Raw genomic sequence first — 19,637 nt, forward strand, 5'->3', positions numbered from 1 at the left:
TCACCACAGCACGCCGTGATCGGGCGTCACCGGCTCAGGGGCTGGCAGTCCAGCCGTCTGAAGAAGGTCGATCTCGATCGTGCGGCACATGGCCGTGAGCGGGACATCGTGGACGCTATTGGCGAACGGATCAGTCAGATCCTCGCCGATGCTCAGCACCGCAAGGAAGACGAGTCCGATCAGCGTCGATCCGATCGGCGTGGCGAGCCCCAGGGATTCGACCAGCGCAATCGGGAGCAGCACGCAGAACACGCGCGTGAAGAGGTTCGGAAAGAACCGAAAGCCATTGGGCAGCGGCGTGTTCTTGATCCGCTCCATGCCGCCCTGCGCATTGGCGATGTCGATCAGGACGCGCTCTACAGTCGCCTGCTGGATTTCGGTGATCCGACCTTCCGCGAGCGCGTCGGCGTAGATGCCCGATATGTCCTCCAAGAGTGCGTTCGCAGGGTTCAGGCGAGCGACCGCCATATCGGCGACGTCCGTTCCAGCGATCCGGCCAATCTCTTCATAGGGCGACTGTCGGCGAAGCTGGCAGCGCATCGAGTGCGCGAAGGCGATCTGCCGCAGGATGATGTTGTGCCGCATCTCGCTGCCCTCGGGTTCTCCCTTGGTCAGGCTGCGTGTGATCCTAGCCAGGCTGCGCGACGCATTGATGAGCGCGCCCCAAAGGGTTCGCGCTTCCCACCAGCGAGCATAAGCAGCGTTGGTCCGAAACCCCATGAAGAGCGCGATGGCAGTGCCAAACAGCGCCGTCGGCAAAGGCGGTTCCTTGATCGGGGTCATCATGTGGAATGCCGTCACCGCCACGTCCCACACGAACAGGATCGTGAGAGGCTTCCAAACCTCGATAATGATCTGCTTAAAACGAGGCCTCGCGCCGACTATCATATCAATTACGCCCTAAATCTCGTAGCGATCGTCATCCGATCGGCATGTTCATGATGTCCCGATAAGCGGACAGCAGCTTGTTCCGGACTTGCAGGGTCGCCTCGAAAGTAATGGATGCGCGGCTCTGGATGAGCGCGACGGTTGCGATGTCGGTGGTTTCGCCACGCTCATATGCTTCGGTGACGACATCCTCTTGCTCCTGGGTCTCGTTGACCTTCGCGACCACGGCATTGAGGGTGTCGGCGAAGTTCGACACCGGAGCGGTCGGCGTCACGCCGGGTGGTGCCGTCGGCTGCGCCTCACGCAAAGCGCGGCTTCGCGCGATCACTTCGGCGCGAATGGCCATCACATTCGAGATCGACGTGTCAGACATCGTTTCTCTCCCGTTGCAGTGCGACATGTCGGAAGACAGGACGGTTCATCGGGTGCCCTCCCGTTCGCAGATTCGGGTGCGGCCCTCGCCTTCCACGACGGTGAGCTGCGACCCCTTGAAGGTCGCGGTGGCTGTCTCGCCGACATATTGGAGGCCCTGCGCTGGCGCGGTCAGCGTTATGGGCACGGCGCTGCTGGAGCGCCGCAAATCGATCTGCAGGCCGTTGTCCTTGTAGTCGACGAACAGCGGTTCCCCGTCGGAACAGCGATAGGGATGGCGCCCCATTTCCCCGGTCGCCACGGCGCTGTCGGACGAATGGATTTGCTGCTCCGTTGGCGGGGCTGGCGGCTTGCCTTCCGTGCAAGCCGCCAGCCCGACAACGAGGATGAGGGCGGGCAGTACCCGCTTCGACGGCATCATCGCGCCTTCCTCCTGTAGCGGGAGGGGACGCGCTGACGATTGATCCCAAGGGCAGGCTGACCCACCCGCCAGCGCAGATAGGTTGCGAGGCGATCGTCAGCCTCGATCATCAGGGACCGCAGGCGACGCAACATCATCGCCGCGAACGGCAGAGACAGCGCCCCGCGCAGCGTGCAGCTATGTGTTAGCCTGGTGCCACCATCGTCCCCTGCCAGCTCGTACCGCTCTTCGAGCGTGAACAGATAAGGGATGCCGCAGGACCAAGCGAAGGCTCGCGGCTTATCGAATTGATCGATCCGTGCCGGCGTCCGAATCGGCCGGTTGATGCCCTGGATCGCAAAGGTTCCTCTCGTGTCGCCGAGCTGACCCGGGTTATCGAGGAGTACCAGCGGGCTCCAAGCTCGGCGATGATCCGGGTCGGTGAGTGCCGACCAGATCCGCAGTGGCCCGCCGTGAAGCATTGAGCTGGTTATGGTGCGAGGCATATCCTCATCTCCCAGAGATGAGCGGGGGCGATCGCGGATCGCCCCCGCTCACCCATCAGGCCAAGTTGTTCACGAAGGTCTGACCGTGGTCGTCCCCTTCATGCTCCTCATTGTAGTGCTCGGATTTCTCGATCACCTTCTGACCGAAGCGGGCATAGAGGGTCGGCAGCACGAACAGCGTCAGCAGCGTCGCCGAGATCAAGCCGCCGATGACAACTGTCGCCAAGGGCTTCTGCACCTCCGCACCCGCGCCCTCGCCAAGCGCCATCGGCACGAAGCCGAGGCTGGCGACGAGCGCGGTCATGACCACGGGCCGCAGTCGCTGCATTGCGCCGACATGGGCCGCCTCTTCGCGCGATAGCCCCGACCGGATCAGATCCTGGATCGAGCTGACCATCACGAGGCCGTTGAGGACCGCGATGCCCGACAGGGCGATGAAGCCCACCGCCGCCGAAATCGAAAAGTCCATGCCTCGCAAGAAGAGCAGCAGGACACCGCCCACCAGCGCGAAGGGCACGCCGGTGAAGACGATCGCGGCATCGCGGACCGATCCCAATGCGCCATAGAGCAGCAACAGGATCAGGATGAAGCAGGCCGGAATAACCAGCTTCAGCCGCTCGCTTGCCGATTGCAGGTTTTCGAATTGGCCGCCCCATTCGAGATAGGTACCGGCAGGCAGCCGAACCTGGCTGGCGATCGCTGCCTGCGCATCCGCAACCACCGATCCGACGTCGCGGCCACGCACGTTGGCTTGCACCACCACGCGCCGTTTGCCATTCTCGCGGCTGATCTGGTTGGGACCGTCGACCACCTTGATCTCGGCGACGCTGGACAGCGGCACATAGCCGCCGCCTGCGACCGGCACCTGCACCTGCTGGAGCAGGCCGATGTCGGCGCGCTGCGCCTCAGACAGGCGGATCACCACCGGGAAGCGACGATCGCCCTCGAAGATCTGGCCCGAGGTTCGCCCGCCGATCGTGGCAGTCACGGTGTCCTGCACGTCTTGCGCCGTAACGCCCAAGCGCGCCATCGCGTCACGATTGACGCGAATGTCGAGCATGGGAAGACCTGTCGTTTGCTCGACTTTCACGTCCGCGGCACCCTGCGTCTTACGCAGCGTCGCAGCGATTTGCTCGGCCGTCCGGTTCATCTGGTTGAAGTCGTCCCCGAACACCTTCACCGCGATGTCACCGCGCACGCCGGCGATCAGCTCGTTGAAGCGCATCTGGATGGGCTGGGTGATCTCGTAGGCATTGCCCGGGATCTTCGCGAGCTTACCCTCGATCCGGCTGACCAGCTCCTCCTTGGGAAGCTCAGGATCCGGCCAATCCTTGCGCGGCTTCAGGATAACGAACATGTCGGTTGCGTTCGGCGGCATCGGGTCGGCCGCCAGCTCGGCGGTGCCCGTCTTGGAATAGACGAACTGCACCTCCGGCTGCTTCGACATCATTCGCTCGATCGGCACCTGCATCGCCTGGCTCTGCTGGACCGACGTCGCCGGAATACGGAGCGACTGGATTAGCAAATCGCCTTCATCGAGCTGCGGCAGGAACACCGAGCCGAGCGTGGTGAAGGCCAGCGCCGCCACCACAAGGCTCGCGACACCCGCCCCGATCGTCACGGTCGGACGCTTCATGGCCCGATCAAGACCAGGTTCGTAGCGCTTCTTCAGCCACGTGATGATGCGGCCGTCCTTCTCCTCAACCTTCTTCGATAGCCAGATCGCGATCATCGCCGGCACGAAGGTGAGAGAGAGGATGAAGGCGAAGGCGAGCGCGATGATGACGGTGAGCGCCATCGGCACGAACGTCTTGCCCTCCACGCCTGTCAATGTGAGCAGCGGCACATAGACAAGAATGATGATCGCCTGCCCGTACACCGAGGGACGGATCATCTCACGCGCAGCGGCTGCCACGGTTGCGAGCCGTTCCTTGACGCTGAGCAATCGGCCTTCATGATGCTGTTGCTCGGCAAGCCGGCGCAGTGCGTTTTCGACGATGATGACGGCGCCATCGACGATCAGACCGAAGTCTAGGGCGCCGAGGCTCATCAGATTGGCCGAGACGCCAGCACGCAGCATCCCGAAGCCGGTCAGCATCATGGTAATCGGGATGACCAGCGCCGCAATCAGCGCCGCACGGAAGTTTCCGAGCAGCAGGAAGAGCACGACGATGACCAGTACCGCGCCTTCCGACAGGTTCTTGGCAACCGTTTTGATCGTCGAGTTGACCAGTTCGGTGCGGTTGAGCACCGGCTGGATTACGACGTCAGGGGGCAGCGACGCGTTGATCGTCTTAAGCTTCTCCGCGACCGCGGTCGACACGACGCGGCTGTTCTCGCCGATCCGCATGATCGCGGTGCCGACGACGACTTCCGTGCCATTCTCCGAGGCCGAACCCATGCGGATCGCCTGACCCGTCTTCACGGTCGCGACTTGTTCGACCGTGATCGGCACGCCGTTACGTGTCGCGATCACGGTCCTGGCCAACTCGCCGGCATTGCGCACCAGCGCATCCGAGCGGACAGCCAGACCTTCGCCATTGCGATTGACGAAGCCGCCGCCGACGCTGGTGTTGTTGCGCTCCAGCGCATTGCCCAGGTCGGTCAGCGTGATGCCGAGCGAGGCCAGCTTCTGCACATCGGGCACGACGAGGAACTGCTTGGCGTAACCGCCAATCGAGTCGACGCCGGCGAGGCCCGGAGTGTTCTTGAGAAGCGGCGTGACGATCCAGTCCTGCGCAGTGCGCAGGTAGGTCGCCTTGTCCTCTTCGGTCGTCAGTCGCTCGCCCTCTGGCGTGATATAACTGCCATCGGGCTGTTGGCCCGGTTCACCGGGCTTGTGCTTGTCGTCTGCGCGATGCTCGAGCCGAACGGTGTACATATACACCTCGCCCAAGCCGGTCGCGATCGGACCCATTTCGGGGTTTACGCCATCGGGCAGGTTCTCCTGCACGCCCTGCAGACGTTCACCCACCTGCTGACGGGCGAAATAGATGTCCGTGGCGTCCGAAAAGACCGCGGTGATCTGCGCGAAGCCGTTGCGGCTCAGCGAGCGCGTATATTCAAGGCCTGGAGTGCCGGCGAGCGCGGTTTCGATCGGGAACGACACCTGCTTCTCGACCAGCTCGGGCGAGAGCGCGGGTGCGCGGACGTTAATCTGGACCTGATTATTGGTGATGTCCGGCACCGCGTCGATCGGCAGCCGGTAGAGGGAAAACGCGCCGATGGCGGCGACGATGACGGTGAGCAGCAGGACAAGCCAGCGCTTCTCGACCGCCCATGTGACGATGCGGGCGATCATGGCTTAATCCTCGTGGCTCGCTTCGCCCTTGCCGATCTCGGCCTTGAGCGTGAAGCTTCCGGTGGTGGCGATCTGTTCGTTGCCGGTCAGGCCCGAGCGGACGATCACCGTGTCGCCCGATGCATCGCCGAGCTGGACCGGAGTCGCCTTGAAGCCCGTAGGCGTGCGAACGAACACGACCGACTTGCCCTCGAAGCTCTGGACCGCCGTTGTCGGCACGCGGATTGCGCCGCTACCGCCGCTGCCCGTGAGCTGGACGGCAGCCGTCACCGGCTCGCCGACCCGCCATTCACCACCGCGATTGTCGAGCGTGGCAAGGGCGGGCACGAGCCGCGTCTGCGGATCGAGTGCTGGCGACACGAAGGTCACGCGCGCGGTCGCCTGACGGCCCGCCGCCTTGACCAGTACCGTGTTGCCGGGGCGTACCCGGCCCGCATCCTCAGCCTTCAGATTGAGCGCGATCGACACCTGGCTCAGGTTGGCAATGCGATAGAGTTCGGCGTCCGCCGCAACCGTCTGTCCCAGCGTCACGGGGCGCGCGATGATCTGTCCCGAGATCGGCGCGGCGATGCCGAGCCGGTTGAGACCACCGCCGCCGACACCGGCGGCCGACACCATGCTCCGCGCCTGCGTCAGCGCGATCCGCGCTTCCGTCGCCGCCGTGCGGGCAGCAATCAGATCCTGCTCAGGAGACACCTTCTGCGCGTACAGCCGTTGCTCGCGTGCGAGGTTCGAATTGGCGAGCTGAAGCCGTGCCCGTGCCGCTTCGACCTCGCCCTTGATTTGCGCCGCCTCGCGGCTCTCGATTACCGCAATAGTCTGGCCGCGCCCCACGGATTGACCAAGGTTGCGCGTCAGTGCGACCACCCGTCCCGCGATCGCGGCCGAGACGACTTGCGTGCCTTGGGGATCGCCCTCGATGATCGCGGGAAGCTCGATCGTTCCGGCTCCGCCGATGATCGGCCGTCCGACCTGGACGCCCGCCGCAGCGATCTGATCGGCACCCAATAGGACGACGCCCTCATCAGCGTGACCGCCTTCAGCACCGCCCTTTTCCGCACCAGCAGCCGCTTCATTGCCGGCTGCTCCATTGGCGGCCGCCTCGTTCCCGGTGTCTTTGCCACCGCAGGCAGCCAACAGCAGGGCGAGTGACGCCGCGCCCGCGAGATAGAAGCTCTTCATCACTGATTTCCCCCATTGGGCGCAGGAGCGGTCAGTCGCTCCACTTGCGCGCGGGCATTCTGGTAGTTGGCAAGCGCATCGATCGCGGCGACCCGCGTTTCAGCGAGAGTGCGTTCCGCATCGAGCAATTCGAGCTGGCCGAACTTGCCCTCGCGATAACCGATCCGCGCGATGCGGGCGGCCTCCTGTGCAGCCGCCAGCGCCGGCCCAGACGCCGCACGAGCCGTCGTTGCGGCATTGGCCGCTTGCGCCTGCGCGTCCGTGATCGCCTGTTCGATGTCGAGCGCGGTCACGCGACGCTGTGCATCCGCCTGTGTCCGCTGCGCGGTCGCCTGCGCGATCGCCGCGCGACCATTGTTGAACACCGGGATCGGGATCGACACGGTGAACACCGCCGCCATATCGTTGGTCGCTTCCAGGCGGCGGATCGCAGGCCCGACATTGAGGTCAGGGACGCGATTGGCGCGCGCGAGCCGCACGCCGGCTTCCGCGATCGAGAAATCCGCGTTCGCCGCCGCCAGCGCGAGCGTGCCGGTTGTGTTGACCGGTGCCACCGGCCCATAGACGTTCGCCCCCGGCAGGCGATCGAGCAGCGTGTCATCGAGCGCGCCGTCGATCGGTCGGCCAATCCGACGCGCCAGATTGGCGCGGGCGGCCTCTGCCAAGCGAAGCTGCCGCTCCACATTGGCATCGGCATTGATGCGCGCGACATCCGCGCGCTGTTGCTCCAGCGGCGACGCACGTCCCGCCTGCACCCGGACGCTCGCAGCGCGCAGCGCGTCGCTGGCGATCCGGGCCTGATCCCGCGCCGTCGCCACCCGCCGGTCGGCTGCGACCGCTTCGACATAGAGCTGCGTCACCTGAAGCCGGACATCGGCTGCGATGATCGCGGCCTGGATCTCGGCCCGGGACAATTGCGCATTGGCGACCGCGACGCGGGCGCCGCGCTTGCCGCCTAGCTCGATCGGGATCGCAAAGCCGACCGTAGATTCCGCGCTGCGGACACCCCGATACGGCCCCGAGCCGATGACGTTCTCAACCTGGCCCTGGACAACCGGGTTGGGCCGCAATCCGGCGACCGTACGGCCCGCACGGGCCGCGTCAATCGCGGCTGTCGCCGCTTCGGCAGCAGGGGCCGAACCACCCGCTGCACTGACCGCTTGGTCAAGAGTGTAGATCGGCACGTCCTGCGTAACAGCCGCGGACGGTCCGACCTGCGCCTGCGCCATAGTGACGCACGACGCTGCGGCCAGCATGGCCGCGAGGATACGATACATGAAAATAGGACTCCTGACGATGATCGACAGGGGCGCGCCCAACGCGCGCCCAAATCGGACGTCAGGCTTGCGGAGGCCTCAAATGGACCATGCCAGTGCGGCCATCGAGCGACGCAGAGGCGGAGATTGTCGGCTTGGGCATCGTGAGGACGTGGGTATATTCGATCGTCGTGCGCGCAGGCGCACCAACATCATGCCCGTGACAGTAATTGTGATGGTGCGGGACGTTCTTGTCCGCATCCGACGGAACCTCGTCGATGTCACCGGCGGTATGAACGGTAAACTCAACGCCCGCGATGCTTCCCCCCGCCAAATCGGCGGCATGAGCCATGCCGGAGAAGCTGGTGAGAACCAGCATCAGGCATGTCAGGAGAGGCAAAAAGGCTCGCACGAACCCGCCCTTACCACGGAGAGGTTTCCATGTCATTGCAATAACTCGCGAGCCGGTGCCTTCGCGGCACGCCATGCCGGCCAGGCTTCGCGAAGCACGCGCCATGCCGAGCGCAGGAAAATCGCGGCGATCAATCCGCCGACAATGATGTCCGGCCAAACCGAGCCGGTCAGGCCGACCAATCCGGCAGCCGCGAGAACCCCGACGTTCGACGCGACATCATTGCGCGAGCACTCGAACGTGCTCGACATATTCACATTCTCGCGGCGGAAGCGCCAGAGCAGCGCCAGGCAGATGAGGTTCGCAACCAGCGCGGCGCTGCCAACCCCGAGCATCAAGCCCGATGCCGGAGGAACGCCGTTCGCAATCTTGTCCGCGATCTCGAAAATGACCGCGACGCCGAAAGCCAAGATGATGCCGCCCTTCGCCAGCGCCGCGCCCGCTCCCCAGCGCGCCCCCTGATGCAGTGCATAGAGACTGAGCGCATAGACCACCGCGTCGCCGAACATGTCGACCGAATCCGCCATCAAGGCGGAGGAACGCGCGACAACGCCGCCGCCAAATTCGACCACGAACATCGCGAGATTGATGAGCATCACGATGATTAGCACGCGGCGCTGCTCGGCCTTGCGACCGAGTTCCGCGATCGTGTCGCGTTTCGCTGAGCAACAAGCGTCTGCCATTATCGAAGCTCGATTCGTGGATCAGACGCTCTATATGAACCCTCATCCTACTAGAGGGTCAAGAGGTAAGCGATGAAGATTGGTGAGATCGCGCAGCGGACCGGGCTGAAGGTCGAGACGGTTCGATTCTACGAGGCCGAGGGTCTGATCGCGCCCCCGGAGCGCAGCGGTGGAAACTATCGGCTCTACGGGCAATCGCATCTCGATCGTCTCGCGTTCATCAAACGCTCGCGTGATCTGGGTTTCACCCTCGACCAGGTGCGCGACCTCCTTCGCTTGGCGGACGATCCTCGCGGTTCCTGCGCAGAGGCCGACGCGATAGCTACGGTTCACATTCAGGAGATTGACCGCAAGCTAGCGGACCTTGCTGCGCTCCGTGCTGAGATCGCGCAGTGGGGCGGCGCCTGCACTGCCACGATCATCGCTGATTGCCGCGTCATAGACGCCCTCTCGCACGCTTGAGGGTACAAGTAGCAAGCCGCGTATTACTCTTTGAGCGGGGGCTCACGCGGAGATCACCGATGCACGATCATATGAGCGCCGAGATGCAGGCTTGCATGGACGCCTGCCATCACTGCCACGTCACCTGCCTGTCGATGACCACCCAGCACTGCCTTCAGGTGGGCGGCGCACATGCCGCGCCCGACCACATCAAGATCATGCTCGATTGCGCGCAAATTTGCGCCACCTCACTCGATTTCATGGCGCGCGGGTCCGACCAGCATAAGCTCGTATGCGGCATCTGCGCCCAGATCTGCCGAGCTTGCGCAGAGACCTGCCGCGGGCTCGACGGCATGGAAGAGTGCGTCGCCGCGTGCGAGCGCTGTGCTGATGCATGCGAGAAGATGGCCGCCTGATCGGTGATGGGCGGGTGGCGATCGGCCGCCCGCTCCTCACATCGCCGTTGCGGGGGGCTCGAGCATCCCCAGCCAGGCGACCAGAGCGAGGATCGTGACCGCACAGCTCGTCTCGATCGCGAGGCTGCGCCACAGAGCACCAAGCGCGGCCCGATGATCGCCCGCGGCAACCGAGCGCTCGAAAACCGGCGTCAGCCGGAAACGATTGAGGGAGGCCAGCCCCAGCATCGCGCCGAACAGTACCAGCTTGGCGAGGAGGAGCTGGCCGTAAAGGGTGGTCAGAAGTCTCGGTAAATTGCCGGCACCGACCAGCAGCCAGCCATTGACCAGGCCCGTCACAACGATCGTGCCGACCACGAGCGTGCCGACCAGACCGAAGCCGTGCAACGCCCGGTGGGTCAGTCTGAGATGCGCGACGTCGACGCGAACTGCCGGTCGCACCACGAGCAGCGTCAACCCGAGCAGTGCGCCGACCCAGGCTCCGGCCGCCAACAGATGCAGAATATCGGCCAGCAGATGGACCCAGCCCGTCGCGCCCTCATCCATCGCGCCATGGCCTGTCCAGGCGAGCGTCGCGAGCGCAATGCCCGCCGCGAGCGCCACCATGCCGAGCGGCGCGGTACGTCCTGCCGCGATCAGCGCGGCGATCACGGCCACAATCAGCGCGACCATGCGCGCTTCCCACGCCGTGCCCGTCGCGGAGCCGGTGATCAGCATTCCGATCGCTTCCCGATCGATCGGCCACGGCGGCGCTCCAGCCATTGCCGCGGCGAGCAGGACGAGCGCAATGCCTGAAAACAGAAGGCCGAGCAGGCCACTCCCCACCAGCCAAGGGCGCAAGGCGAGTGCGTCTGCGCGCTCCCCGGCCTTGAGCCCGTAGAGGCTGAACGCCGACAGGCCGAACAGCCCGCTCAACGTCGCATAAAGCGCGAAGCGGACCCCGATCAACGGCCAGTCGGCATCCACCTTACTTCACCGCGAAGGCGAAGTTGCCCGACACCCGATGCGTGTCGGCCGAGACGACGTGCCATGCGACGCTGTAGCGGCCCGCGCCGAGCGGCGACTTGGGCACCACGACCAGCGTTCGGCCATCGGGTGCAACCTGGGTGGTGGTTGCAACCTTCATCGGTGGGTGCGTGGTGCCGCCATGGCCCGTCATCATCAAGTCCGCACCGGAGAATTTCGGCATCAGCCTCTCGCTGAACTGCAAAGCGACACGCGCGGGCTTGGCAACGGTCGCGTTGGGCGCGGGTGAGGCCACAACGAGCTTCGGGTGAGCCTGCGCCGCACTGGCGAGGCTCAGGAGAGTGAGGGCGGCAGGAAGGGCGAGACTACGCATGGGGTACTCCGACGAGGTTCGTGCACCCTTCTACGCGGCGCGCTGCCCGACCCCTCACCGGCGGTTGAGGGATGATGGGCAGCGATGCGTATCCGATGATAGAGGGGTGGAGTGGAAAGCATGGACGATCTAGACAGAGCATTGGCGCGACTAGCGGGCGCACCCGCCCCGGCCGCTTTGGAGGGTATCGAGGACCAAGTCCTCAGACGGATCGGCAGCCGCCCCGCCGTGCGCGGAGCCGGGCTCGGGATCGGTGTGATAACCGCCGCGGCGCTCGGTGTCGGGATCGTCGGTGCCGAGCTGCCCGCGACGGCAAGCCCTGCCGTCTCGCTCGCGCCGCTCGGCGGAGCCTCCCCCCTCGCTCCTTCCGCGTTGCTGATCGGCGAGCCATGACCTCGACCAAGCGGGTTGTCCTGTGCGCCTTGCTCGCCTTCCTGGCAGCGATTGGTGGTGTCTTTATCGGGCGCGCGCTGCTGCCGCAGCCCAAGCAACCCGGTGCGGCGCTCCACGAGGTGCTGCACCACAAGCTCGCGCTCGATGGCGACCAGCAGGCCCGATTGAAGGTGCTCGAAGACCGGTTCGCGGTGCAACGCCGCGCCCTCGAGCTGGAGATGCGTGCCGCCAATGCCCGCCTTGCCGAGGCGATCGAGGCCGAGCACGGCAATGGTCCGCGAGTGGCCGCCGCGGTCGACCAGAGCCATGCCGCGATGGGCGAGCTGCAGAAGGCGACGCTGGCGCACATCTTCGCCATGCGTCAGCTTCTCCGGCCCGATCAGACCTCTCAATTCGATGACGCGGTGGTGAAGGCGCTCACCGACGGCCAGGGGTGAGCCTCGATTGGACCGCGCTGTCGGATGGCGAACTGGCGACGCTCAGCATCGCCGGCCGACAAGCCGCTTTCGCCGAGATCGTGCGACGCTATCGGCAGCCGATGTTCCGGCTTTCGCGCGCCTTCCTCGGCGATGCCGACGAAGCGCTGGACGTGACGCAGGAAGCGTTTGTGGCCGCGCATCAGGCCTTGTCGCGCTACGACCCCAACCGATCAATGCAGGCGTGGCTAACGACCATCGCCGTCAACAAATGCCGCGATTGGGCGCGTAAGCGTGCCGTGCGCCGGTTTCTGTCGTTCGCGCTGCCGAACGACGAACAGGTCCAGAGCATCGTCGACGAACAGGTGCCGATCGACGACGCAGCCGGCGATCGGCAGGAACTCGACCGCGTGACGCGCGCCATCTCGACCCTGCCGGCTAACCTGAAGGAGCCTCTGGTACTTCGGACGATCGAAGGGCTGAGCCAGGCCGAAACGGCCGAGGTGCTGGGGATCAGCCAGAAGGCGGTGGAAACTCGCCTTTATCGCGCGCGGGCGCGGCTGCTCGAAAAACTAGGGAACCGCTGAGGGTTGGACAGATCGGCCGCGTAGAAGGGTCGACGGCCCTTCACGGCCCCATTCTTAGGAGCTTGCATGTCGCGCGTTCTCGACCGCCGCCAGGTGCTGCGCGGTGCCAGTCTGGCAGGCGGCGGCCTCGCCTTGTCGGCCTATATGCCGGCATGGGCACAGCCCGTCTCGGCCGGCATCGCCAAGCCGTTGCCCACGGTGTCGGGCGAGGACATCACGCTCAAGGTCGCGCATCAGATGATGATGATCGACGGGCGGCAGAGCCACGCCATCGGCATCAACGGCACCGTGCCCGCTCCGCTCATCCGCTTGCGCGAGGGGCAGAACGTCCGCCTCCACGTCGTCAATGAGCTCGACGAGGAAACCTCGATCCACTGGCACGGGCTGCTTCTCCCCTTCCAGATGGACGGGGTTCCCGGGATCGCCTTCCCCGGCATTCCGGCGCGATCGACGTTCACCTACGAGTTCCCGATCATCCAGAGCGGCACCTACTGGTACCATAGCCATTCGGGGCTTCAGGAGCAGGAGGGGCATTACGGCCCGATCCTGATCGACCCGAAGAACCCCGATCCGGTGAAGTTCGACCGGGAGCACGTGATCGTGCTGTCCGACCACAGCTTCCACCACCCGCACTACCTCTTCGATCGGTTGAAGAAGGAGTCGGGCTACTTCAACCGCCAGCGCCAGACCCTGGCCGGGCTTCTCGCCGGCAAGGATCAGTCGCTGAAAGAGCGGTTGGAGTGGGGCAAGATGCGGATGGACCCCGCCGACGTCGCCGACGTCACGGGCTCGGTCTACACCTACCTGGTCAACGGCTACGGCCCCAAGGACAATTGGACCGCGCTATTCCGCCCCGGCGAGCGGGTGCGGCTGCGCTTCATCAACGCCTCGTCGATGACCACCTTCAACGTCCGCATTCCGGGCCTGCCGATGACGATCGTCGCGGCCGACGGCTTGAACGTGCGCCCGGTCGAGATCGACGAGTTCCAGTTCGGCCCGGCCGAGACCTATGACGCGATCGTCACCCCGCCCGACCTGCGCGCCTATACGCTGGTCGGTGAGAGCATCGATCGCTCCGGCATGGCCCGCGCGACGCTCGCTCCGCGCGAGGGCATGGCGGCCGAGGTGCCCCCGCTCCGCAAGCGCCCGCTCGCGACCATGAAGGACATGGGCATGGGCGGCATGGATCATGGCACGATGGACCACGGCGGCATGAATCATGGCGCCATGGGCGGCGCTGCGGGTTCGATGTCCGGCATGGACCATGCTGCGATGGGGCATGGCGCGGGCACCGGCGCGATGGCGGGTATGGATCATTCCCAAATGAACCACGGCGCGGCCGGCACCGCGGCAGGCGGCATGGCAGGCATGGACCACGGCCAGGCTCAGGGCGGCGCCATGGCCGGTATGGACCATGGCTCCGGCACGATGCCGGCGATGAACGGCGATCAGATGGGCGGGATGGACATGGGCGGCATGAGCCATTCCATGCGCGATTTCAGCAATGCCCCCGAGGTTAAAAAGGGACCGGGCGTGCAGACCATCTCGCCGATGCCGGTCGATCGGACCGGCGATCCCGGGCAGGGGCTGGAGAATGTCGGGCATCGCGTTCTCACCTATCGCGACCTGATGGCGCTCGACCGCAACCCGGACACACGCGCACCGGAGCGGGAGATCAAGCTCCACCTCACCGGCAACATGGAGCGCTATATGTGGGGCTTCGACGGCGAGAAGCTGTCGGAGAACCCCGACCCGATCACGCTGCTTCACGGCGAGCGGGTACGGGTGACGCTCATCAACGACACGATGATGGGACATCCGATCCACATCCACGGCCACTTCTTCGACCTGGTGACCGGCAAGGGCGCCTATGCCCCCCGAAAGCATACGGTGCTGGTGCAGCCGGGAGGCACGGTGAGCTGGGACGTGACCGGCGAGGAAGGCGACTGGGCCTTCCACTGCCACATGCTCTACCACATGCACGCGGGCATGATGCGCGTTGTCCAGGTCCGCAAGGCCGGGGAGGCCGCGGCGTGATCCGGTCGCTCCTCCTCGCCGGTATGGCGCCGCTCGGCCTTGCGACACCCGCATTCGGGCAGACCATGGACCATTCCATGCACAACATGCCGGGCATGACGATGCCGGCAAAGCCGGCCGCCAAGCCGAAGGCGAAAGCCGCGGCCAAGTCCGCGACTAAGCGTAAGGCTCCCGTCCGACGCACCGCGCCGCGGCGCGCGCAACCGGCGAAGACGCAGGCTGCCGACCCTCATGCCGGGCATGACATGAGCGGGATGCAGGGAATGGATATGAGCGGTCAGCAGCAGGCTGCGCCCACCCAGAACCCGCACGCCGGGCACGATATGTCTGCTATGCCGGGCATGGCAGCATCGACAGGTGCGGGGCAGGACCCGCATGCCGGCCACGACATGAGCACGATGCCGGGCATGGCGATGCCCGGCGATCAGCCCGCTGCCAAGGTCGGAACCGACCTTCCCCCCGGCAACAAGCCCGCTCCCGCTCCAGCCGGGGACCACCTCGCCGATCGTTTCTGGGGCGCGGACGCCATGGCCAGCTCGCGCGAGAACGATCTACGCCGCGAGCATGGCGGAATGACCGTCTATCAGATCCTCTTCAATCTCGCCGAATATCAGGCTCGCAAGGGTGGCGACGGCTATCGCTGGGATGGCGAGGCCTGGATCGGGGGCGACATCAATCGCTTTACGCTAAAGAGCGAGGGCGAAGGCACGTTCGGCAAGCCGCTCGAACAGGCCGAGGTGCAGGCGCTCTACAGCCGCGCGCTCGATCCATACTGGAACCTTCAGGCGGGCGTTCGCTACGACTTCAAGCCCAACCCCTCGCGCACCTACGCGACGGTAGGGATCGAGGGGCTGGCCCCCGGTTGGTTCGAGGTGGAGGGCGCATTGTTCCTCTCCGACAAGGGCGACGTGCTTGGCCGTGCGGAGGGCTATTACGACCAGCGCATCACCAACTGGTTCGTGCTCCAGCCTAGGGTGGAGGCCAATTTCTCCGCGCAGGACGTGCCCGAAACCGGCACCGGCTCCGGGCTCACGGACCTCGAGGCCGGGCTTCGGCTTCGCTACGAGGGCCGGCGCGAGTTCGCGCCCTACATCGGCGTGTCGTGGGAGCGGCAGTTCGGCGACACCGCGCGCTTCACCCGCGCACGCGGTGACAATACGGGCGGCTTCAGCTTCGTCGCGGGCGTGAGGACCTGGTTCTGAGCCCGCGGCTCCGCCTCCATGTCGGGGCAAGCAAGGTTCACCGCTGGCTTGCGCTCCTGATCGGGGCGCAGGCGATCGTCTGGTTCACCAGCGGGCTCGTCATGAGCCTGCTGCCGATCGACACCGTGCATGGCGATCACCGGATCGACCGGAACGTCGAACCGGCCCTGATCGCCACTCAGGATTTCGCGCCCGTCCCTGCCCTTCTCGCATCGGCCGGAGCGCCGGTGCGTCAGCTCCAGCACCGGATGCTGCTGGGGCGGCCGATCGTCGAAGCCCAGCTCGGCGACGGCAAGGTGCGTTTGCTGGACGCCCGCACCGCAAAGCCGCTGCCCCCGGTCGACGGCCCGGCCGCAGCGCTGATCGCAAGGCAGGCGTATCGCGGCGAAACTGGTTCGGCGCCCGTCGTCGAGCGGATCGAGCGCCTCAGCACCGAGTACCGCGGTGCCCTCCCCGCCTGGCGTGCTTCCTTCGCCGATGACGACGGGACCCGCATCTACGTGGGCGCCGAGACGGGGCGGCTGACATCGGTCCGGACCGGCACGTGGCGGCTCTACGACTTCTTCTGGGGGCTTCACATCATGGATTGGACCGAGCACGAGCGGTTCAACACGCCGTGGCTCAACGCTTTCGCAGCGGGCGGACTCGTGTTCGCTGTCGCCGGGGCGATCCTGCTCTTCATGCGCTGGCCCCGTCGACGTCGCAGAAAAGCTCAAGGGGTCCGCTAGAGAGCTGCGTATCCTTCAGTGGGTGGGGCCGCACAGGAGAGCGCATCATGAACCACGACGACCCCGGCTCCAAACAGGGCGGTATGGGGATGAGCTACGGGCGCTTCGCCGCGATGATCGCGACGTCGACGGTCGTGATGTTCGGGCTCATGTACCTCAACACTTACGCGCTCGCCCATGTCGAATACAGTCAGACCCGGACGTGGATGGCGATCGTCATGGGCGCCGTGATGGCGCTCATCATGATCGGCTTCATGTGGGGCATGTATCCCGACCGACGGGCCAATCTCGGCATCGTGGCGGCCTCGATCGCGGTGTTCGCCGGTGCCTTGTGGCTTGTCCGCAGCCAGGAGACGGTCGGAGACGTTGCTTATATGAAGGCGATGATCCCGCATCACTCGATCGCGATCATGACCAGCGAGCGCGCTCACATCAAAGACCCCGAGGTGCGGAAACTCGCGGACGGGATCATCGACGCTCAGGTCCGCGAGATCGCGCAGATGAAGCGCTACATCGCCCGGCTTGAGGCGCACCCCACGCCCGACAATGCGCCCGACCTCCCCTCCTATCGCGACAAGCAGGTGCCTCCCCCGCCCCCCGAAACCGACGAGAGCGTCGGCGTCAACACGCTTCAGCCGATCCGCTGAGCAACATCGCTTGAGGGCTAATCGGTTTGAGCCCGTATCCCTGTTGAGCGGGAGTTTTGACGCAGGAGCGACACGATGAAGAAGATGATGATTATGGCCGTCGCGACCGCCCTCGGCGCGGCTCCCGCGGTCGCCCAGATGCAGGGCATGGACCATTCCGGCATGAACCACGGGCAGATGATGCGGCCGACGCCGGCGAACCCGTACCCGCAGGCCGAGATGGACATGCATCAGAAGATGATGTCGGCGATGGGTGCCGATGCCACCGAGACGTGGGTCCGCAAGATGGTCGAGCACCACCGTGGCGGCATCGCCATGTCGCGTATCGTGCTTCGCGAGACCAAGGACCCCAAGGTTCGCCAGATGGCCACCAAGACGATCGCAGAGCAGACCCGCGAGATCGGCGAGTTGAACGCCTGGCTGCGGGCGCATGGCAAGAGCGCCCAGTAATCGACTACCGTCCCTCCCCCCGTCACCGTGCGGGGGGATGGCCACCCGGGAACTCAGATATGGATCGCTTTCGCCTTCTCGCCGCCGCGCTGGCGTGCGCTACCCCTGCGGGGGCTCTCGCCGCGGGTCCCGTCCTGATGCATCGCGACCCGGGTTGCCCCTGTTGCGAGAAATGGGCGCAGCAGGTGAAGGAGCAGTTCGGCCGCGCCGTCCGCGTCGTCGACGATGCGAACCGGCCGGCGTTCATGAAGGCACGCGGCGTGCCTCAAGACCTCGCCTCCTGTCACACTGCCATTATCGACGGCATGACCTTCGAAGGGCACGTTCCGATTGCCGACATGAAGCGCGCCTTGGCCACGCATCCGAAGGGCGTCACCGGCCTCGCGGTCGCCGGGATGCCGATGGGCTCACCGGGCATGGAAATGCCGGGCATGAAGGCCCAGGCCTATGACGTGATCGCGTTCGGGCCGAGCGGCCGCAGGGTGTTCGCCCGCCATTGAAAAGGGGAGGCGCGAACGCCTCCCCTCCCAGCTTACTTCTTCTGCATGCCCGACATGTCGTGACCGGCGTGCTCGCCGTGCTTCATGTCCTTCATGTCGGCGCAGCAATCCTTCTTCGCGCCGTCCTTGTCCTTGCAGCAGTCGGCGCCATCCTTGCAGCACTCCTTCCCCGCGCAGCAGTCAGCGGCGGCAAAGGCCGTGGCGGGAACGAGCGCGAGCGCGATAGCCGCGCCGATGAACTTGATGGTCTTCATGTGTAATTTTCCTCAAACGCACTGATTGATCGGAATCCACGTCGATCAGGCGGTTCGAGGAGGTGGCGGTGCAGGACCGCCCGAGCGACCAACAAGGGCATGAGGCTCGGGTGCGGGCGGATCCGTTCGCACGGCGAGCTGCGGCGCGGGAGACGTGTGAACGTCGAGGGCCGTTGCGATGCAGGCTCCTACGCAGTCCACCGAAGGGGCCTTTTTCACGGGCGTGGGCGGCGCTCGATCGCAATCGGCCATTCCGGCATGCGCCTCCGCAGGCGGGGCAGCCTGCGCGATGGCCTCGCACATTGGGCCCATCCGCACGAACAGCATCGCGCCCAGCAGGAGCAGAGCGAGTGTGCGGGCGAGGCGGCCGAAGCTCATGCGGCCCTTCTAGGCTGCGCCGGGACGCTGCACCAGATCAGTGCGCGACGCCCAGCACCATCCAGATAGCCATGGCGACCATCATCACGTTCTCGGTGAGCGACAGGAAGCCCAGCGGCACATTGCTGTCACCGCCCACGCACGCGCATTTCAGCTCGCGCTTGTCGACATACACGGCCTTGATGACCGAGACCGCCCCGATCGTCCCGATCACCAGCGCGATCGGCACCGACAACCAGGTCAACACGCCGGCCGCCATCAGCACGCCCGCCGCGCCTTCCGCGTAGGGGTAGATATAGGAGTATGGCACCCAGCGCTTCGCGAGCAAGTCGTAGTTGAGGAACATGGTCGCGAACTTCTCGACGTTCTGGAGCTTCAACAGCGCCAGCACACACATGGAGAAGGCGATGAACCACTCACCGGCGCGTACCGTGAAGGGTGTGCCGAGCACGGCATAGCTGGCCGCCAGCGCCATTAATGCCGTCATCGCAAACACAACCGCGACCGGCCGGTAGGTCACCGCCTTGGGGTCGGCCACGGTCTTGCCGAAAAACCGGCGCAGATCGTCGTAGCCGCCTACCCGCTCGCCACCGATGAAGGTCTGGGGTGTCGTTTTGACCCCGTGCTCGGCTTTGAATGCGTCGGTTTCCTCGCGCGTCGTCAGCCAATGGTCCTCGACCTCGTAGCCGCGTCGGTGCAGCAGGTCCTTTGCCTTCAAGCCGTAGGGGCAGGTGTGCGTCGGCATCACCATGCGGTAGATCGTTGCCTTCTTGGGCGCCGCGGTCGCCATGTTCTTCTCCACCATGTTCGCGACACCTATATAGGGGCCGTACCATGGTACGGAGTCAA

The 19,637-nt window shown here is 65.4% G+C and carries 25 protein-coding genes; 11 read left to right on the plus strand and 14 right to left on the minus strand.

What is annotated here, in order from left to right; genetic code table 11:
• The 9 genes from LQ954_RS13215 to LQ954_RS13255 form a co-directional block, all read right to left on the minus strand.
• Positions 1 to 888 carry a bestrophin family protein gene (locus LQ954_RS13215; RefSeq protein ID WP_071838549.1) on the minus strand — a complete coding sequence of 296 codons (888 nt, stop codon included), beginning with the start codon at positions 886 to 888 and terminating at the stop codon, positions 1 to 3.
• A gap of 31 nt (positions 889 to 919) precedes the next feature.
• A complete protein-coding gene (fliE, locus tag LQ954_RS13220; protein WP_058733724.1) occupies positions 920 to 1,261 on the minus strand; it encodes a flagellar hook-basal body complex protein FliE in 342 nt (113 codons plus the stop codon).
• 45 nt (positions 1,262 to 1,306) lie between these two features.
• Complete coding sequence (locus tag LQ954_RS13225) at positions 1,307 to 1,681, minus strand: hypothetical protein (protein WP_058733723.1); 375 nt, start codon at positions 1,679 to 1,681, stop codon at positions 1,307 to 1,309.
• Positions 1,678 to 2,166, minus strand: a complete 489-nt coding sequence (locus LQ954_RS13230; protein WP_041043242.1) for an SRPBCC family protein — start codon at positions 2,164 to 2,166, stop codon at positions 1,678 to 1,680. The genes LQ954_RS13225 and LQ954_RS13230 overlap by 4 nt, the downstream gene beginning before the upstream one ends.
• 55 nt (positions 2,167 to 2,221) lie before the next feature.
• The gene (locus LQ954_RS13235) at positions 2,222 to 5,467 is read right to left on the minus strand and encodes an efflux RND transporter permease subunit (RefSeq protein WP_058733722.1); all 3,246 of its coding nucleotides are present in this window, start codon (positions 5,465 to 5,467) and stop codon (positions 2,222 to 2,224) included.
• 3 nt (positions 5,468 to 5,470) lie between these two features.
• Complete coding sequence (locus tag LQ954_RS13240) at positions 5,471 to 6,649, minus strand: efflux RND transporter periplasmic adaptor subunit (protein ID WP_058733721.1); 1,179 nt, start codon at positions 6,647 to 6,649, stop codon at positions 5,471 to 5,473.
• Positions 6,649 to 7,926 carry a TolC family protein gene (locus LQ954_RS13245; RefSeq protein ID WP_041043246.1) on the minus strand — a complete coding sequence of 426 codons (1,278 nt, stop codon included), beginning with the start codon at positions 7,924 to 7,926 and terminating at the stop codon, positions 6,649 to 6,651. Before LQ954_RS13245 ends, LQ954_RS13240 begins: the two co-directional genes overlap by 1 nt.
• 61 nt (positions 7,927 to 7,987) lie before the next feature.
• Positions 7,988 to 8,284 (minus strand): hypothetical protein, encoded by a 297-nt coding sequence (locus tag LQ954_RS13250; protein WP_041043298.1) that lies wholly within the window; start codon positions 8,282 to 8,284, stop codon positions 7,988 to 7,990.
• Positions 8,285 to 8,349: 65 nt separating this feature from the next.
• Complete coding sequence (locus tag LQ954_RS13255; protein WP_041043247.1) at positions 8,350 to 9,000, minus strand: cation transporter; 651 nt, start codon at positions 8,998 to 9,000, stop codon at positions 8,350 to 8,352.
• A gap of 72 nt (positions 9,001 to 9,072) precedes the next feature.
• Here LQ954_RS13255 and LQ954_RS13260 point away from each other — a divergent pair, with 72 nt between their 5' ends.
• Both LQ954_RS13260 and LQ954_RS13265 read left to right on the plus strand, forming a co-directional pair.
• Entirely contained in the window at positions 9,073 to 9,462 is a 390-nt protein-coding gene (locus tag LQ954_RS13260; RefSeq protein WP_041043248.1) for a MerR family transcriptional regulator, read from the plus strand.
• A gap of 59 nt (positions 9,463 to 9,521) precedes the next feature.
• A complete protein-coding gene (locus LQ954_RS13265) occupies positions 9,522 to 9,857 on the plus strand; it encodes a four-helix bundle copper-binding protein (RefSeq protein ID WP_041043249.1) in 336 nt (111 codons plus the stop codon).
• A 36-nt stretch (positions 9,858 to 9,893) separates the two neighbouring features.
• Here LQ954_RS13265 and copD read toward each other — a convergent pair whose 3' ends face one another.
• The gene (copD, locus tag LQ954_RS13270; RefSeq protein ID WP_041043250.1) at positions 9,894 to 10,823 is read right to left on the minus strand and encodes a copper homeostasis membrane protein CopD; all 930 of its coding nucleotides are present in this window, start codon (positions 10,821 to 10,823) and stop codon (positions 9,894 to 9,896) included.
• Position 10,824: 1 nt separating this feature from the next.
• Complete coding sequence (copC, locus tag LQ954_RS13275; protein WP_041043251.1) at positions 10,825 to 11,196, minus strand: copper homeostasis periplasmic binding protein CopC; 372 nt, start codon at positions 11,194 to 11,196, stop codon at positions 10,825 to 10,827.
• 120 nt (positions 11,197 to 11,316) lie between these two features.
• Between copC and LQ954_RS13280 the strand changes: the two genes are divergently transcribed.
• From LQ954_RS13280 to LQ954_RS13320, 9 genes are all read left to right on the plus strand, one after another.
• The gene (locus tag LQ954_RS13280) at positions 11,317 to 11,589 is read left to right on the plus strand and encodes a hypothetical protein (RefSeq protein ID WP_041043252.1); all 273 of its coding nucleotides are present in this window, start codon (positions 11,317 to 11,319) and stop codon (positions 11,587 to 11,589) included.
• The gene (locus tag LQ954_RS13285; RefSeq protein WP_041043253.1) at positions 11,586 to 12,026 is read left to right on the plus strand and encodes a periplasmic heavy metal sensor; all 441 of its coding nucleotides are present in this window, start codon (positions 11,586 to 11,588) and stop codon (positions 12,024 to 12,026) included. The genes LQ954_RS13280 and LQ954_RS13285 overlap by 4 nt, the downstream gene beginning before the upstream one ends.
• Positions 12,023 to 12,592: an RNA polymerase sigma factor gene (locus LQ954_RS13290; protein WP_041043254.1), complete on the plus strand. Its 570-nt coding sequence runs from the start codon at positions 12,023 to 12,025 to the stop codon at positions 12,590 to 12,592. The genes LQ954_RS13285 and LQ954_RS13290 overlap by 4 nt, the downstream gene beginning before the upstream one ends.
• Before the next feature lie 66 nt (positions 12,593 to 12,658).
• Positions 12,659 to 14,629, plus strand: coding sequence for a copper resistance system multicopper oxidase (locus LQ954_RS13295; RefSeq protein ID WP_058733720.1), 1,971 nt, complete (start codon positions 12,659 to 12,661; stop codon positions 14,627 to 14,629).
• Positions 14,630 to 14,652: 23 nt separating this feature from the next.
• Positions 14,653 to 15,831 (plus strand): copper resistance protein B, encoded by a 1,179-nt coding sequence (locus tag LQ954_RS13300; RefSeq protein WP_174236674.1) that lies wholly within the window; start codon positions 14,653 to 14,655, stop codon positions 15,829 to 15,831.
• On the plus strand, positions 15,828 to 16,559 hold the full coding sequence (locus tag LQ954_RS13305) for a PepSY domain-containing protein (RefSeq protein ID WP_041043257.1): 732 nt from the start codon (positions 15,828 to 15,830) through the stop codon (positions 16,557 to 16,559). Before LQ954_RS13300 ends, LQ954_RS13305 begins: the two co-directional genes overlap by 4 nt.
• Before the next feature lie 47 nt (positions 16,560 to 16,606).
• Positions 16,607 to 17,206: a DUF305 domain-containing protein gene (locus LQ954_RS13310; protein WP_201279660.1), complete on the plus strand. Its 600-nt coding sequence runs from the start codon at positions 16,607 to 16,609 to the stop codon at positions 17,204 to 17,206.
• Between the two features lie 75 nt (positions 17,207 to 17,281).
• Positions 17,282 to 17,656, plus strand: a complete 375-nt coding sequence (locus tag LQ954_RS13315; protein ID WP_174236673.1) for a DUF305 domain-containing protein — start codon at positions 17,282 to 17,284, stop codon at positions 17,654 to 17,656.
• Between the two features lie 59 nt (positions 17,657 to 17,715).
• On the plus strand, positions 17,716 to 18,156 hold the full coding sequence (locus LQ954_RS13320) for a DUF411 domain-containing protein (RefSeq protein WP_058733718.1): 441 nt from the start codon (positions 17,716 to 17,718) through the stop codon (positions 18,154 to 18,156).
• Positions 18,157 to 18,188: 32 nt separating this feature from the next.
• Here LQ954_RS13320 and LQ954_RS13325 read toward each other — a convergent pair whose 3' ends face one another.
• Genes LQ954_RS13325 through LQ954_RS13335 form a run of 3 tightly spaced genes read right to left on the minus strand, consistent with a single transcriptional unit; the run spans position 18,189 to position 19,593 of the window.
• Positions 18,189 to 18,410 (minus strand): hypothetical protein, encoded by a 222-nt coding sequence (locus LQ954_RS13325; RefSeq protein WP_058733717.1) that lies wholly within the window; start codon positions 18,408 to 18,410, stop codon positions 18,189 to 18,191.
• Positions 18,411 to 18,455: 45 nt separating this feature from the next.
• Positions 18,456 to 18,788: a hypothetical protein gene (locus LQ954_RS13330; protein WP_231023551.1), complete on the minus strand. Its 333-nt coding sequence runs from the start codon at positions 18,786 to 18,788 to the stop codon at positions 18,456 to 18,458.
• Between the two features lie 37 nt (positions 18,789 to 18,825).
• Complete coding sequence (locus LQ954_RS13335) at positions 18,826 to 19,593, minus strand: glutaredoxin (RefSeq protein WP_236116207.1); 768 nt, start codon at positions 19,591 to 19,593, stop codon at positions 18,826 to 18,828.
• Between the last annotated feature and the right edge of the window lie 44 nt (positions 19,594 to 19,637).

The organism is Sphingomonas sp. IC-11, assembly GCF_021043365.1.
Lineage (GTDB): Bacteria > Pseudomonadota > Alphaproteobacteria > Sphingomonadales > Sphingomonadaceae > Sphingomonas.